Origin of the sequence: Paenibacillus sp. FSL H3-0469 (genome assembly GCF_038051945.1) — a bacterium.
Lineage (GTDB): Bacteria > Bacillota > Bacilli > Paenibacillales > Paenibacillaceae > Paenibacillus_AQ.
On record NZ_CP150302.1, the window covers coordinates 336,542 to 352,540 of the forward strand.

The 15,999-nt window shown below is 51.8% G+C and carries 15 protein-coding genes; 12 read left to right on the top strand and 3 right to left on the bottom strand.

Annotation, left to right across the window (positions count from 1 at the left end):
• Nucleotides 1-41: 41 nt before the first annotated feature.
• From NSS83_RS01575 to NSS83_RS01585, 3 genes are all read left to right on the top strand, one after another.
• Complete coding sequence (locus tag NSS83_RS01575) at nt 42-1,025, top strand: ROK family protein (protein ID WP_341186078.1); 984 nt, start codon at nt 42-44, stop codon at nt 1,023-1,025.
• A 589-nt stretch (nt 1,026-1,614) separates the two neighbouring features.
• Nucleotides 1,615-2,547: an NAD-dependent epimerase/dehydratase family protein gene (locus NSS83_RS01580; RefSeq protein WP_341186077.1), complete on the top strand. Its 933-nt coding sequence runs from the start codon at nt 1,615-1,617 to the stop codon at nt 2,545-2,547.
• A 113-nt stretch (nt 2,548-2,660) separates the two neighbouring features.
• Nucleotides 2,661-3,197 carry a hypothetical protein gene (locus NSS83_RS01585; protein ID WP_341348699.1) on the top strand — a complete coding sequence of 179 codons (537 nt, stop codon included), beginning with the start codon at nt 2,661-2,663 and terminating at the stop codon, nt 3,195-3,197.
• A 205-nt stretch (nt 3,198-3,402) separates the two neighbouring features.
• On the opposite strand, the gene NSS83_RS01590 is transcribed toward NSS83_RS01585, so the two are convergent.
• Nucleotides 3,403-3,846 carry a DUF4395 domain-containing protein gene (locus tag NSS83_RS01590; RefSeq protein WP_341347535.1) on the bottom strand — a complete coding sequence of 148 codons (444 nt, stop codon included), beginning with the start codon at nt 3,844-3,846 and terminating at the stop codon, nt 3,403-3,405.
• A 208-nt stretch (nt 3,847-4,054) separates the two neighbouring features.
• Here NSS83_RS01590 and NSS83_RS01595 point away from each other — a divergent pair, with 208 nt between their 5' ends.
• The 8 genes from NSS83_RS01595 to NSS83_RS01630 all read left to right on the top strand — a co-directional run bounded on the left by NSS83_RS01595 (nt 4,055) and on the right by NSS83_RS01630 (nt 12,052).
• Entirely contained in the window at nt 4,055-4,624 is a 570-nt protein-coding gene (locus tag NSS83_RS01595) for a TetR/AcrR family transcriptional regulator (RefSeq protein WP_341186073.1), read from the top strand.
• A gap of 66 nt (nt 4,625-4,690) precedes the next feature.
• Entirely contained in the window at nt 4,691-6,145 is a 1,455-nt protein-coding gene (locus NSS83_RS01600; RefSeq protein ID WP_341186815.1) for a DHA2 family efflux MFS transporter permease subunit, read from the top strand.
• 174 nt (nt 6,146-6,319) lie between these two features.
• Complete coding sequence (locus NSS83_RS01605) at nt 6,320-6,652, top strand: PadR family transcriptional regulator (RefSeq protein WP_036694109.1); 333 nt, start codon at nt 6,320-6,322, stop codon at nt 6,650-6,652.
• Nucleotides 6,649-7,983 (top strand): FtsW/RodA/SpoVE family cell cycle protein, encoded by a 1,335-nt coding sequence (locus tag NSS83_RS01610; protein WP_341347536.1) that lies wholly within the window; start codon nt 6,649-6,651, stop codon nt 7,981-7,983. The genes NSS83_RS01605 and NSS83_RS01610 overlap by 4 nt, the downstream gene beginning before the upstream one ends.
• Before the next feature lie 69 nt (nt 7,984-8,052).
• Nucleotides 8,053-8,820, top strand: coding sequence for a M15 family metallopeptidase (locus tag NSS83_RS01615; RefSeq protein WP_341347537.1), 768 nt, complete (start codon nt 8,053-8,055; stop codon nt 8,818-8,820).
• Between the two features lie 99 nt (nt 8,821-8,919).
• A complete protein-coding gene (locus tag NSS83_RS01620; protein WP_341186069.1) occupies nt 8,920-9,696 on the top strand; it encodes a stalk domain-containing protein in 777 nt (258 codons plus the stop codon).
• A 202-nt stretch (nt 9,697-9,898) separates the two neighbouring features.
• Nucleotides 9,899-10,522, top strand: a complete 624-nt coding sequence (locus NSS83_RS01625; RefSeq protein ID WP_341186068.1) for a TetR/AcrR family transcriptional regulator — start codon at nt 9,899-9,901, stop codon at nt 10,520-10,522.
• Between the two features lie 42 nt (nt 10,523-10,564).
• Nucleotides 10,565-12,052 (top strand): DHA2 family efflux MFS transporter permease subunit, encoded by a 1,488-nt coding sequence (locus NSS83_RS01630; RefSeq protein WP_341186067.1) that lies wholly within the window; start codon nt 10,565-10,567, stop codon nt 12,050-12,052.
• Between the two features lie 525 nt (nt 12,053-12,577).
• Here NSS83_RS01630 and NSS83_RS01635 read toward each other — a convergent pair.
• Nucleotides 12,578-13,477: a DMT family transporter gene (locus NSS83_RS01635; RefSeq protein ID WP_341186066.1), complete on the bottom strand. Its 900-nt coding sequence runs from the start codon at nt 13,475-13,477 to the stop codon at nt 12,578-12,580.
• A gap of 120 nt (nt 13,478-13,597) precedes the next feature.
• Here NSS83_RS01635 and NSS83_RS01640 point away from each other — a divergent pair, with 120 nt between their 5' ends.
• The gene (locus NSS83_RS01640; RefSeq protein ID WP_341186065.1) at nt 13,598-14,479 is read left to right on the top strand and encodes a LysR family transcriptional regulator; all 882 of its coding nucleotides are present in this window, start codon (nt 13,598-13,600) and stop codon (nt 14,477-14,479) included.
• Nucleotides 14,480-14,550: 71 nt separating this feature from the next.
• On the opposite strand, the gene NSS83_RS01645 is transcribed toward NSS83_RS01640, so the two are convergent.
• Nucleotides 14,551-15,864 (bottom strand): transcriptional regulator, encoded by a 1,314-nt coding sequence (locus NSS83_RS01645; RefSeq protein WP_341186064.1) that lies wholly within the window; start codon nt 15,862-15,864, stop codon nt 14,551-14,553.
• Between the last annotated feature and the right edge of the window lie 135 nt (nt 15,865-15,999).

Here is a 15,999-nt window from a genome sequence, read left to right on the forward strand (position 1 = left end):
AGACATACAGCAATCTATCGGGGAAAGAAGGTTGGGGCAAGATGAGCAAGTATATAGTAGGAATCGATCTGGGTGGAACCAATATCAAAGCAGGCCTATTCGATGAACATTTCACAGCAGTGGAGGAGCTGTCAATACCCACAGAAGCGCAGCAGGGTCCGGCGCATGTGCTGGAGCGGATCCGGCTTGCTGTTACACAGTTATGTGCAGGAAGCGGGGCTAACGAGTCTCAGATTGCCTGTATGGGCATGGGAATCCCTGGTCTGCTCGACCCGGAGGAGGGACTGTCGGTCTTCTCACCGAATTTTCCCGGCTGGGAGCAGGTCCATGTGGTCAACGAAATGAAGCCTTACTATGACTTCGAAGTCTACATAGATAACGATGTGCGGGTTAATCTATACGGGGAATGGCAGCGGGGGGCCGGACAAGGCCATAAGCATCTGATTCTGCTCACTCTCGGCACTGGTCTCGGCTCCGGGATGGTTCATGACGGCAAGGTGATCTACGGGACAACCTACAGCGCTGGTGAGATCGGACATATGAATATGTTCCGGCAGGGACGGCCCTGCCGCTGCGGAAGCTCCGGATGCCTGGGGCGGTATGTATCTGCGGTAGGGATGGTGAATACCTTCAAGGAGAAGCTGGAAGCAGGAAGGGTCAGCCTGATTCAGACCTGGACCGGGCAGGACCAGGAGCAGATCACGGCGCAGATGATCTCAGAGGCTTATGATCTTGGAGACCCCTTGGCAATTGAGGTCATGCATGAGACGGGAGAACTGCTGGGGTTCGGGCTGGCGAATGTGATCAATCTGCTGAACCCGGAGCTGATTATTATCGGGGGCGGCATGGCCGCAGCAGGAGACCGTCTCCTGAATAGTGTCCGCGATACTGTAAATGCCCATGCGCTGAAGCTGTCCGCAAGCCGGTGCCGGATTGTTCAGGCAGAGCTGGGCAGCAGGGCGGGCACATTGGGTGCGGCTGTGTATGCTTATCAGAAACAGAGCAGGCACAACGATATAGATTGAACTAAAAAATACTAGTGAAGCTGGAGCTAAAAACGGACCGGAGAGATCTTATCCCCGTGGAAACGCTACTTTTTGCAACGTAACGGACTCAGGCGACCTTATAGTCTCGCTATGAGACGTTTCGGAGCTGATGTGCAAAGGATAAGGCCTGTGGAGTCCGTTACTCGCCCAATTGGCGACTTTCTTCCCAAAGAAGAGCACCTCAGTCCGTTACGCGAAGGCAAACGCCCCTGAAAGAACAACGCCCGCTTGGAAAAAAGATGTAATTTGAAGGGGGATTGCGTCTGCCCCATTCTAACTGAGCAGAAATGCGCTGATGCAAAACTATTGAAATTCAATAATTCACCATATGTCCATATAAAAGCCCGGAATCGACATGAATCGTCAAATTAACCCAATGAATATAGTAACTGACAGGCGATATACTGATAACAGTGCAGATAAATGGAATATATATCCTTCTCTTTTAAGGAAGAAGATTGGATGATCCGGTTCTTCCATACTGCGCATTATAATCACGGGCAGATTGAATGAACCGTTAGCAGGTTGCTGAAGGTCTTCATGTGTTCGATAAGGAGCCGTTCATGTTATGAATCTCGTAATTGGGGGTAATGGCGGTCTGGGCCATTCTATCACACAAGAATTACTGTCACGGGGCAAGCTGGTGACAGCTACATACCACCGTTCCAGTCAGGCTCTGCGCAGGCTGAAGGGGCCGCTGCTGACCATGGCAGCAGTAGATGTAATGAATGAGAAGGTGCTGGCTGAAGCGCTGAATGGGGTGACAACCGTCTATTTCTGTCTTAATGTGCCGTATCAGGACTGGTACTCTATCATGCCGGAGGCGCTGGAGCGGGTAACCCGCCTGCTTAGGAGCGGACAGACGCTGGTATTTCCGGGCAATATCTACGGTTACGGCAAGCTCCAATATCTTCCGGCGGATGAACGCCATCCGAAGGAGGCACGAACCCGCAAGGGGAAGCTGCGGAATCAACTGGAGGAGCTGCTGAAGACGGAGGCTGAACGGCGGGGCTTCCGTTACGTGATTCCGCGATATCCGGATTATTACGGTCCCAATGTCACGAACCGGTTATTCGGACCGATCTTCAGCGGAGCCCTCCAGGCCAGAACGATTAAGTGGCCAGTGAAGCTGGATGTCCCGCATGATCTGGTCTATATCCGCGATGCGGCCAGGGCGGCCGTGCTGCTGGCGGAGAGCGGCGAGCAGGGGGAGTGGCATGTGTCCGGCTCCGGAGCTATTGAAGGGCGGCAATTCCTGATGCACATCCAGCAAGCGGCTGGCAGCAAGGGGAAGTGCTGTGCGCTGCCGGCATGGGCAGTCGGAGTAGCCGGTGTGTTCAATAAGGAAGCGAACGAATTCCATGAGCTTCTATATGAATTCGAGTATCCGCTCCTGCTGAATGATAATAAATTCATGATGCGGTTCCCCGAATACAATCCGACATCGTATAAGCGGGCCATTAGGGAAACCATAGAATGGTTCCGCGAAGAGCTGGGCTAGCGGATGAAGCCAAGGGAAATGAGCAGCAGTGCTTGTATAATAAGCTTGCAGAATTGTACGCTGTCCCGGGTAGCATGATATGCTATAGGCAGTAATACACGGGAGGTAATATGATGACACGCGACATACAACATATGCCTTATGGCTATGAACCGCCAGCCAATGAACGTAAGGGAACGCTGATCTTCTATGATTCGTTCGAGCATATATCGGATATGGAGCTGCTTAAGGCGGCGGAGACGGCAGTGGACCGCAGGTTCATGAAGCTGGTGCTCTACCCGCTGCATGAAGAAACCGTCCGGCGGATGACGAAGGAGCCGGTGAAAGCCTGGTATAAGCGGGATGACCGGCTGCATGAGTGGAAAAAAGAGCAGGGACAGTCCTTCATTACCGTGGAGAGCCTCGAAGGTAAGCGGAAGAAGTATACCCCGCTGGATTCGGCACTGCGTCATATCAGTGACATCTATCCTGCACCGTATTTTCTCTATCTGACTCCACATATGGCGAATCAGTTCGCCTCCTTCTCCTCCTTCGAGGAGTGGATCGTCAAGCTGCGTCTGCTTCTCTCCGAAGCGCCGGCAGAGGTCCATCCGCGCCTGGAGAAGTTCCGTCACCGCTGGGATGTGGCAGGGGCGCCTCCCAAGGCCTGATACTTAAGATGGATTGGGGCGCAGGCCAGAGCTTCGCCTCCACAGTGGAAGAGATCCTTGAAGATTATGTAGTGAAGTAAGCCGTGTAGAAGAAGAGGCAACTCAGGCCAGCCGAGCCTTGACAGTAGTGTTAGACTGCTGCAAGGAATGGCTGGCCTGTTCTGTGAAATGGTGTATAAATGCGCAGCAGTAAGGAAATCCCGGATTATTTGTGAAGCCCGGCCTGCTTGCGTCTATAGGTGTACATTCTCCACTGATAATGGATGAAGCAGCCAATGCAGAAGCCGAGAATAGCAACCGTTGCTGCGATTCCGACCATCATGGTGAAGATATATCCGGCAATTGTCCAGCCGGCGAGAAAGCTGACCAGTCCGCCCGCCAGACAGAAGACGGCAATCTTCTGGTTGAATTGCTGCTGCTCCGGGTCTTCAAGCGCATAGGCGGAGCGCGGCTTCGTCAGCAGCGGGCTGCAGAGCCTGATGACGGGATTATATCCGAAGATTAGGCCAGATAATCCGGCGGCAAGCGGGAGGGCGAGAATCCAGTGGAGACCTGTGAGCAAGGCCAGTAATACAGATATGACAATGAAGGCCTGATTGAGCTTCACTAACGGCCGGGGAATTCCCTGCACTGAAGGCGTTTGATTCATGTAAATCATACCTTTCGTATTGGAATTATATAATTTAACTCGATTATAACGGCAGAACGTGGAAGTAGCAATCCTTATGTGCTACGAGCAAGAAACAGAAATTAAAATTTGAAATTATTATCCATTGACAGGGGAAGTTTTTTTGTGGTTTTATTATGTAGACCAATTGTTATAATCATTGGATCGTCAAGATAAGGAAGTGTAGAGCTTGTCGAACAAGCCTAATGCACGCGAAGCCATTGTGGATACGGCTTCCAGGTTGTTTTTTACACAGGGGTACCATGCTACCGGACTGAATCAGATCATCAAGGACAGCGAATCGCCCAAGGGCTCCTTGTATTATTATTTCCCCCACGGCAAAGAGGAGCTGGCCCTGACCTGCATTAACCGGACTAGTGAAGAGGTAGCCCGTTTATTGCGCCATTATATGGAGGGCGAAGCGGCACCGGCTCAGGCTGTGCAGAATTTCATCATGTCTATGGCAGATGAAGCGGAGAAGTCCTCTTTTGAAGGACTCGTTCCGTTCAGCTTCTGGGTAGCCGTGGAGACCTCCTGTGTCAGCCATGAGCTGCGCACTGCTTGCCAGTGTGTCTTCAGGGATTGGCAGGATATTATTGCAAAGCGTCTGATCCGGGAGGGGGTACAGGAGGAAACGGCAGAGCGCAAAGCTTCGGTGGTGGTGTCCTTGTTCGAAGGAGCGCTGCTGCAGGCGTTGACCTGCAGAAATATTCAACCGCTGGAAGCAGCGGCAGAGTGCATTCCGGCAATACTGGCTTAACCGTAATACGCAAGACCACAGAGAGATATACACAGATACCAGGAGGATACGAGAGTGAACGCAACTATGACTGACAAGGGGTCAAGCAACCCCCGGCAATTCAAGACTTTACCCATTCTGATCTCCCTGCTGATTGCCGGCTTCATCGGCATGTTCAGTGAGACCGCCCTAAATGTAGCTTTAAGTGATCTTATGAATGTCCTGCAAATTACACCATCGACGGCGCAGTGGCTGACTACCGCCTATCTGCTGACGCTGGGGATTCTGGTTCCGATCTCCGGAATGCTTCTGCAGTGGTTTACCACAAGACAGTTGTTCGTAGCTGCCCTATGCTTCTCCATTCTGGGCACGTTCCTTGCGGCAATGTCGCCGAATTTTGAGTTTCTGCTCACTGCGAGAGTGGTACAGGCGATGGGAACCGCGCTGCTGCTGCCGCTGATGTTTAATACGATTCTTATCATCATTCCTGCTGAGAAAAGAGGGGCCGCGATGGGACTTATCGGCTTGGTAATCATGGTAGCTCCAGCGATTGGACCTACGATTGCCGGTCTGCTGATTGAGAGTCTCAGCTGGCACTGGATCTTCTGGCTATCGCTGCCATTCCTGGTGATCGCCCTAATTAGCGGAATTCTCTTCATGCAGAACGTCACGGAAGTGACAAAACCTAAGATTGATGTCCTGTCCATTATTCTGTCCTCCTTCGGCTTTGGCGGTATTGTCTACGGCTTCAGCAGTGCTGGTGAATCGGAAGGCTGGGGAAGTCCGAAGGTTATTATCGCCATCGTGATCGGTGCGATTGCCCTTATTCTATTCTGTATCCGCCAGTTGACGATGAAGCAGCCAATGATTGATCTGCGCGCCTTCAAGTTCCCGATGTTCGTGGTTGGGGTACTGATGGTCTTCATCTGTATGATGGTCATTCTCTCCTCAATGCTGATTCTTCCTATGTATCTGCAGCAGGGACAAGGGTATTCAGCCTTCAAGGCAGGATTACTGCTGCTGCCGGGCGGAATCATCAACGGTCTGATGTCGCCGGTCATGGGACGTCTGTTCGACAAATACGGTCCCAAATGGCTGGTTATCCCTGGACTGGTGCTCGTCGCTGTCTCCTTGTGGTTCTTCTCAGGGATTACAGCTACATCGACCGTTGTCTTCGTAATCGTGCTTCACAGTGTACTGATGATCGGAATCTCCATGATCATGATGCCTGCACAGACGAATGGTATCAATCAGCTTCCGCTGGAATACTACCCGCATGGTACTGCCATTATGAATACACTCCAGCAGGTGGCGGGTGCGATAGGTACAGCGCTGGCGGTAAGCATCATGACCTCCGGCTCCAAAAGCTACATGCAGACCGTCACTAACCCGGCTGATCCGCTGAACATCGGCGCTGCCTTCACTCATGGAGTGCAGAATGCCTTTATCTTCGGTATGGTCATGGCTATTGTAGGTCTGGTGATTGCGTTCTTCCTGAAGCGTGTCATCGTATCGCACAAGACTCAGGCTTCGATGCATTAATTAATCTGCAATTGAATAAGAACCTCTCCTTGCTAAAACGGGCAACCATTTGGCGGGAGAGGTTTTTTTGTTTTGTGGAGAACGATGATTTACATACTGGACTTCGTTTGGTTAATACTGTATATTAAGCATAGATTAACGATGTATAGGCGAATCAAACAGGAGGGAATGCCGATGAAGGTCAGCAAGGAAATGCTGAAGGGGAGCACGGGTACGATGATCCTCACTCTGCTGCTGGACAGGCCGCTGTATGGGTACGAGCTGATTAAGGAGCTGGAGCAGCGCTCGCAGGGAGTTTTTGCCTTGAAGGAGGGTACGCTCTACCCGATTCTCCATGCGATGGAGAGTGAACGCTGGGTGGAAGCGTATTGGATGGAGGTAGACGGACGCAGACGCAAGTATTACCGGCTATTGGATGAAGGCAAGCACAAGCTGCAGGAGAAGAAGGCAGAATGGGCGCTGTTCAAGGGTGCCATGGATACCGTTCTAGGGGAGGGCAGCGGATGATGAAGCAGAGTAAGCAGGATCTGGAGCGTTACCTGGATACAGTATGCGCAGAAGTTAGAGCCAAAGGGATGCATAATGAAATCCGTGACGAGCTAAGCGGGCACTTCGCAGACCTGGTGACGGAGCGGCTGGAGCTTGGTGCTACCGAAGAAGAGGCTCAGCAGTATGCGATCAGGCAACTGGGTGATCCGCAGGCCGTAGGCAGAGAGCTGCACCAGATTCATAAACCGCGCATTCCCTGGGGGCTGCTGGCGGGTGTAATATTGTTGTCGGCGGTTAGTCTGCTGGGGATGGCAGCTGTGGAAGCGGGGTTCACTGAGGACTTTATTCCTAATGCTCTAATGTTGCGTCAATCTGTCTTTATCATCCTTGGTCTTGCAGCCATGACCGGGATGTTCTTCATCAATTTCAAGCAATTGCAGCGGGCCTCAGGTTGGATTTATAGCGGAGCGCTAATATTGATTGTTGCCAGTCTATGGCTCGGTCCAGAGATGATGAATGGCAGCAGGCGCTATGTTTCTATTCTGGGATTCCCCTTTGATCTGATCGGTTGTAGTCCTTATCTCTTCGTTGTGGCGCTAGCAGGAATTTGGAAAAGACCAGGGGGACAGAAGACTGCGGGCGGACGACTGAGGATTTGGATGGAGTTGGGCTTGCTGCTGCTGCCTGCGGCCATTTATATTCTCATCCTTTCTTTTGCCGAGCTGGTTGTATATCTGGTTGTTGCCTTGCCTTTGTATGTATGGATCACCCGGCGGTGGGTAAGAGCAGTCGTTGTTGCTGCAAGCTGTGTATCAGGAGTTGCCCTCTATGTCTGGAGTCAAATGTATTTACGCGACCAGTTCAACCATTATTTCTTTATCAGTGATGCGGAGAATGGCGTAGGTTTTCTTAACCGGATGATTCACAGCGCCCTGACCTCCGCAGGCTGGGGAGGTCAGGGAATAACCGATTTGGCAGTGGAGGAGCGTTTGCCCTATCCGTATACAGATTTTTTCCCTTTGTACCTGGTTCAGAGCTTCGGCTGGGCTGGCGGTCTGCTGCTGCTTGTGCTGGTCTGCTGGTTTATGCTCAGAATGTTCTCCTACGCTCGCACCGTAAGCGATACCTATGGACGGGCGCTGATCCTGGCACTGGCTCTGATGCTCTCCATTCGTCTAATCTATGGGCTGACTATTCTCACCGGCAGAATGCCGCTGATCTCCATACCGTTCCCGTTCCTGAGCTACGGACAGCATGTGTTCATTGAATTCGCGGCTCTCGGGCTGCTGATGGGGGTCTACCGGCGGAAGGATATGCTCCCAGCGGGTCAAGCTCCATCTTCACTATAGACGCTCCCTGGGGCTGCACCGTATACTTGAAGGGTAAATATGGGATAAGGAAGGTGAGGAGTAAGCATTGTGAACAAGCTGCGATATACAGGCACAAGACTCGGATTACTGTTAGGTGCAATGATTGTAAGCGGGGCTGTGTTTCTGAGTGTCATGACAACAGCTACAGCAGCACCCGTGACTCCTGAGACAGCGTTTATACCAAGTACAGTTGTGAAGAAAAACAATCTCCCCGGCGGTTTTGTCTATCTGGGTGAGGTTATTCCCTCGGCGCAATATGAGATCCGTTATTATAGTGAGAATAATTTTACCGGCACCAGGGTGGACGGATATAAAGCACCGCTCGCGATCTTCTCGAAGACTGCCGCCTCTGCGCTGAAGAAGGTTAGCGAAGATCTGGAACAGAAGGGCTATATCCTGCGGATCTATGATGCTTACCGTCCGCAGCAAGCAGTGAACCACTTCGTACGCTGGTCGCAGGATGCCGCCGATCTGAAGATGAAGCCGCAGTATTATCCGAAGCTGGACAAGCGGAATCTGTTCAAGCTGGGCTTCATCGCCAAGAAATCCGGGCACTCCCGGGGCAGCACGATCGACCTGACCCTGGCCCACAAAAGTACAGGCAAGCTGGTGGATATGGGCAGCCCTTATGATTTTTTCGGCGAAATCTCTTACTATAATACGACGCTCATCAGCAGCACCCAGCATGCGAACCGGAAGCTGCTGAAGGATGCGATGGTGAAGCAGGGCTTCAAGCCCTACGCCAAGGAATGGTGGCATTTCACACTAATTAAGGAGCCTTATCCGAAGCAATATTTCAACTTCAAAGTGGAGTAGGGCTGTTCCAAAGCTGTACAGAACGGTTAATGGATAATGTAAGGTTAATCTCTGAAGCATGCGTGCATAATATTGTAATACAGGAGAGGTGGGATCGATTTGTTCAAAAGAATCGCAGCCGTATTCCTTAGTGTAATGTTATTTGCAGCAGGAGCAGGTGTATTGACCAGTCATAATGTTAGTGCCGCCGGCAGCTTGAGGATTATCGTGAACGGTCAGGAATTGCAGCTAGGTGGGGCATCGGCTTATACCGACGGACCGGATGCCATGCTTCCGCTACGGGAGACGGTAGAAGCTCTCAAGTATAAGGTCACCTTCAGTGGAGCTACCGGAACATTCCTGCTGGAACGGTTCCAGGAGAGCGTACAGTTCAGACTATCCGGTCAGGAGCTTGTGCTGGACGGCAAGAACAAAGTACCGTTTACAGACGGCTTTGAGTTAAAGCAAAAAAAGGCATACGCGCCGCTGTCTTTTTTTGCAGCAATCGGGTTAGTCACTTCCTATAATCCGGCAACAGGCCAGGTTGATGTATACTCACCGGAGGTAATGGCTGGTGCCGTAGCAGGTCTGCTGGCAACCGGTAACTATCCGGCGCTGAAGGAGCGGTATTACGCCAAGGATGCAGAACCTGCTCCTCTTCCGGCGCTCCAGCAGAGCTGGGAAGGAATTAACACACCGGCGGGCAGTTACCTGGGAGTGAAATCGACCACAAGCACACAGCAGGATGGAGTAATGACGATTGTGAGCGTATTGTCATTCACCAAAGCGGAGGCCTTACTGACTCTGGAACTAGGCGCTTCCGGCAAGCTCACCAAGCTGACTCTAACACCGGTTCAGGCAGCCAGTGAAGTATTGGCCAGCCCGGCCCAACCCTAGGTTCACATAAAACATAACCTCACTCCCAAGGGAGAATTCCACGGCTTAAGTACAGCTGCAGGAATTCTCCCTTTATATTTCTGTTGACAGAATGCCGTAAAGAGAGTAATTTTAAATTCGAATTAAACAATGTTTAAATCAGTGATTAGATCAAGGATCAAGGATTAAGATTCTGTGACAGAGGAGGGCGGCAATCTTCATTATGGCCAAACCGGACGGTAAGACGGATTCAACGGATAAAGATACGAAGCAGATTATTCTGGATGCCACCGTGGACTTAATCCGTGAGGAGGGATTCCGCTGCATCACCCTGCGCAGTATCGCAGCGAGAGCAGAGACCAATCTGGCGCTGGTGAACTACTACTACGGCTCCAAGGAGAAGCTGTTCGGCGATGCGGTGAAGCAGCTTATGGCGACTTTTGACGATGCCTTTAAGGTCCTGGAGGATACATCTTTGCCGCCAAAAGAGCGCTTGAAGCTGTTCTTCACGCGGTACATTGTCAATCTCAATCGCTATCCCGGCATGGCCCGGCAGATGCTTGACCAGCGGCATCATATCATGGGCTCCCACGATGAATATGCGAAATATTCCAAGCTGATGCGGATTGAGCGGATTCTGGACGCACTTGGGGAGATTACCGGAGAACAGGACCGCGATAAGCTCATGATGATGAATATGCAGATCTACGGGGCGATTGTCTTCCCGGTGATTATGGTGAGCAGTTTCCCGAAGGAGCGTGAGGATCTTCAGCAGATCTTCAGGCTGGCCCCGCTGGAGGAACAGATTGACGGGTTGTTTGAGCTTTACTTTCACAAATATCATTAATTTCTAACAGAGAGAAGAGTGGACAAGAGAATGTCAAAACCTATGAATCCAAGTAACACCGCAGCAGCAGAGGCGCCGTTCTCGCTGAGAGCTATACTGCCATCATTGCTGGCGATTATTGTCGGCATGATCATGGTTATTCTGGACAGCACCGCGGTCAATGTGGCCGTTCCGAATCTGGTGCAATATTTCCATACGGATCTGAAGACTGTTCAATGGGCGATTACCGGCTACACGCTTGCACTCGCTGCTGTAATTCCGCTGGCCGGCTATATGACCGACCGGTTCGGGTCCAAGCAGGTATTCCTAACAACCATTGCCATGTTCGTGCTTGGCTCTGTGTTATGCTCTGTAGCTCAGACTTCGGGGCAGCTCGTCTTGTTCCGCGTCATCCAAGGTCTTGGCGGCGGCATGGTCGCTCCAATCGGGATGGCGATGGTTTTCAGACTCGCTCCGGCAGAGCGCAGAGGCTCTATCATGGGGATGCTCGGTATTCCAATGCTGCTGGCTCCGGCCCTGGGGCCGATTCTTTCGGGATGGCTGGTGGAGTATGTGAGCTGGCACTGGATTTTCCTGATTAACCTGCCAATTGGTATTGTAGGTATTATTCTGGGCCTTAAATATTTGCCGGCGACCGAGAAAAAGGGAAGAGCCCACCTCGATATCTTCGGAATCATTCTGGCTCCGCTCGCCTTCTCGATGCTGGCTTATGGCGTCAATCAGGGCGGCGGGGAGAGCTGGACTTCCACCGGGGCTATCGTAGGCTTGTCGGTTGGCGGAGCCGCGTTGATCGTCTTTGTCATTGTTGAACTGCTGCAAAAGCATCCGCTGCTGGAGCTGCGCGTCTTCCGCTCCTCGGACTTCACGCGCGGGATTATTCTGTCCTGGGTCACACAGGCTGCATTGTTCGGCTCCATGCTGTTCGTTCCGCTGTATCTTCAGCAGATCCGCAATTACACGCCACTTGAGACGGGTCTGATCCTGCTTCCCCAGGCGCTGGCTTCCGGAGTAGGGATGCCGCTGGGCGGCCGCCTGTTTGACCGGATCGGTGCGCGTCCGCTGGTATTCGTAGGTCTCAGTATTATATCGACGGCCTTGTTCCTGCTCTCAGGAGTTACAGTAGACACTAGTCTCCCTATTATTATGCTGTGTCTGGTCATGATGGGCCTCGGTATGGGTCTGTCGATGATGCCGGTCAACACCCATGTCCTGAACTCTGCGCCGCGTGAATGGGTGAACCGGGTTACCCCGCTTACCGCCGCTGCCCAGCAGGTTGTGGTATCGTTCGCTGTTGCCGGCATGACCGGTTACCTTACCAGCCAGATTACCGTGCATATGGGTAAAATGGCGGCCGGAAGCAATCCGCTTGCCGCTGCCGTGCAGGGCTTTGGGGATGTCTTCTTCCTCTCGGGCTGCATCGCTGTAGCCGGTGTGGTGCTCAGTCTGATTCTGCGCCGTCCGAAGACAGCAGGCGCCGCGCCTTCTCCTGAAGAACAGCAGACCGATGCTGCCATGATGATGGGGCATTAATCGGACACCATTGTTAAAGCACAGTATAGATACAAGTATAGTTACAAGTTATATACGCATGTTATAGACATATCAATAACGTCCCTTACTGCCCGTTGGCAGGGGGGCGTTTTTTGGTTGTTCTCAATGAATGATGCGGGGGAGGGAGTGTGTGGGCAGAATGTATGCAGAAAACTGAACATAATGTGCAGCAGCCAAGTAACCTAGGACTAACGTATGTGAAAAACTGAATACAATGCGGGGAGCGCTGGTACATGGAGCAGCACAAACATGAAGGGAGAAGAATGAGGTGCAGAAGTGCACCTGAATTCACGGGATGTGTGAGAAAGGAGCAAATGAAGAGCACTAGTGCACCAGAATAAGCGTGAAGTGGGCTAATGAAGCAAATGAAGAGCACTAGTGCACCAGAATATGCCGAACGCGATCATAAGGAGGAAATAAGGTGCACTAATGCACCAGAATTGGCGGGATGCCCCCAGTATTCGCCGGAAGTTTGGCTAAGGCTGGCTGCATCCCGTTATCGGGCTACAGATGCGCCCGCCGCTTCTTCAGCATCCTTGCCGGCGGCACAAGATGCAGCTTGCCCAGCAGCTCGGAGGCCAGAATGCCCAGCAGGACAAGGGCAGCACCGGTATAGCCCTGGAGCGAGAGCTGTTCGTGTACGAACAAGTAGCCGAAGAAGGCAGCGAATACCGGCTCCAGTGCGAAGATCAGACCGGTGCGGGTCGGTGTTGTGTACTTCTGGGCAACCGGCTGCAGGATGAACCCGCAGGCGCTGCAAAAGATCCCCAGAGCCAGAATCGCGATCCACCCCGGAAGGGTGGACGGCAGCGAGGGGGACTCGAAGATAGCGGATAGAATCAGGGCATAGCCCCCGGCGAAGCCGAGCTGCAGAATGCCGATATTCAATGAGTCGCAGGTCTTGACCGCCCGGCCCGTCACTAGAATCTGCACCGCATAGAATACTGCTGACAGAATGCAGAGGAGATCACCGGGCCGGATTTGCAGCGAGCCGTTCAGCGTGAGCAACCCGATGCCGCTGATGGCGAGAACGGCACCGAAGATCTGCGGGGGCGCGACTTTTTTTCGGAAGACCAGAACCTCCAGCACCGGAACGAACACAACAGTCAGAGCGACCAGGAAACCGGCATTAGAGGTCGTAGTGGTCTTCAGCCCGAAAGTGATGCAGGTGAATACGCCAAGCAGCAGGAAGCCGAGCAAGGCTCCGTATTTCAAGGTTTTGGCATCCACACTGCGCAGCCGTTTACGGAACAGCAGCCCCGCCAGGATAAACGCAAGCCCGAAGCGCAGTGCGATCAGATTGAATTCTCCCAGTGTACCCAGTCCCAGCTTCATGAACAGATAGGAGGAGCCCCAGAATAGTGTTACTACAATGAGCATTAGCTCGGCCTTAAGCGGCTTCATTCAGTCATCATCCTTCTTTATTTCAAGTGAATATAGTATAATACGCACGAATACATAAGGTAACTGAATGTTTATCATAGAATACATGAGAAATTGTCATGCTAAATGAGGGGGCTGGGCATGAGTCTGATTAAGTACGAGGTGTTCCTGAAAGTGGTGGAGCTGGGCAGTCTGACGCGGGCCGCAGAGGTGCTGGGCTTCACCCAATCCGGCATCAGCCACACGCTGAGTAGCCTGGAGCACGAGTTCGGCTTTCCGCTGCTGGTGCGCAGCCGGTCGGGGGTGAAGCTGACGGTGAACGGGGAACAGGTAATGCAGCCGATCCGGGAGATTCTGAACTGGAATGAGCAGCTGAAGCAGCAAGTAACGGATATCCACGGGCTGGAGACAGGGACGATTACGATCGGTACCTTCACCAGTGTCTCTGTTCATTGGTTGCCGGATATCATCAAGCAGTTCCGTGAGGAATATCCGTACATTGAGTTCAAGCTGATGGAGGGCGGGTATCTGGAGATTGAGCAGTGGATCGAGGCTGGGGTGGTCGATTGCGGCTTCCTCTCATTGCCGACAAGGGAGCGGTTCGAAGTCATTCCCTTGAAGCAGGACCGGATGCTGGCTATTCTCCCGCTGGACCATCCGCTGAGCAAGGCGCCTTATATGCCGCTGGCTCAGATCGCCTACGAGGACTTCATCATTCCGAAGCCCGGTTCGGACTATGATGTACAGCGGGTGCTGGAGAAGGCGGGCATCAAGCCGAACATCAAGTTCTCGGCCGGGGACGATTACGCCATTATTGCCATGGTGGAAAAAGGTCTGGGCATGAGCATCCTCCCGGAGCTGGTCACCCGGTTCCAGTATGAACGTGTAGCCATGCTTGAGCTGGAGGAGCGCAGTTTCCGTTCGCTTGGTATCGCGGTCAACTCGATGAAATATGCTTCACCTGCCACCCGGCGGTTCTTGCAGCATGTGCAGCACTGGTCGTCCAGCCAAGGAGCAGTTTAACTTGGTGAAAAGCGCAAAAAAGGCATGTTTCCAAATAGAAAACATGCCTTTTTGCCAAGTGAATCCGCGTATCATCCGCTTAATTTGCGCCCTTCAGGGTCGAGAAACAATAGCTCGTAGTATTTTTTTGGCCGCCCCTTACTGTTGTCCCTTTTTTCAAATACCGTTTGCACTTGTTTACTTTCCTCAATTTTGTTAAGAATTCGGTTGGCACCTTTGACGGTCATGGACAGACACTGTGCAACATCCTCAGAGGATAGCTTGTTGGTTCGCATGATTTCTGCATAGGATATGATTTTCTGCAGGTTGATGTTGTTGATACCGATTCTTTTGGCTAAAGCAATGATTTCCGGGTCTCCCTGTTCTGAGAACTGGATGACATTCATGCTCCGCATGGGGCCGGCAACCGTCTGATTCTCGTCTATGAAAAAGCTGGAACTGCCCGTATAGGCTTCCGCCTGTCTGTGAGCCTTGGTGGCATTAACATTCGCTTGATAATATTCATGCCCCGAGCCCCACCCGATCTTCACTTTGCCCTGTATGCGCTCCTCCAGATACTCCAGCAGGGAACAGTTATGAGCGTTAGAGGTGATTCGCATGAAATTTCCGTAGGTGGTGTACAGTCTGACATAGCCTTCTGAGATTTGGGCCGTGTCTGCCAGATTCACGCTGCGCAGAAAATTGCCGACCAGGACGTTCAGCTCATGAAGCTCCTCTTCGGAGGACTGCTGATCCTTTTGGACCGATAAGCACGCAACCACTGCCCTCTGGTTCTTAAGCTTGAGGATGGTAATTTCGTTGATGATTTCGCTGATGGTCTCTTTAACGCTCTCCAAAGTGGGCCGGATTAAGATATATTTGACGCCGTGCTTTTGGAGTTCTGGAACAAAGTGGCCAAAGGCCGTAATGGACAGATCGATCTTCTTCTCTTCCCACAGCGTGATATGGTTCTCCAGCATGCTCTCCACCCGCTCCAGCAGATTTCCGCTGCTAACGGGCTTTACTTCATGAGTCAGATATTGCTGGAATTCGCTGAAGGACTCGATGACATACGCATAATCCACATAGACCCGGGACATATCAAGTCCAGGTTCTGTAACCAGCAGCCGGAAAAGCTCTCTGTACAGCAGGTTCTCATCATCATGCAAAATGTGAACAGGTACCTTGTCATCCAGGCATTCCTTGTCGATGGCCTCGTAAAGCATCCTCCCGCTGATCACAAATCCATCCACCGAATCCAGGTTTTTGAGATAAATGTCCGTTGTTTCCCGGAAGTTGCTGATGGTAAGGAAGCGGAACTGGCATAGGGGCCGCATTTCTTCTTCAATGGCGCGGAAATAATCCATATGGGACTCTGGCGTGATAATACCCAGCTTGATTTTCATAATAGATTCCTTTCATGAACAGTTCAATCAAAAGAGTTATATCACAATAAATGTGATATTACAATGTTCCGGCAGCCCTTGAAATAATGTTCTTAAAAAGTCTAAAAATATCTTGACAGCGAATGAAAATGCCAG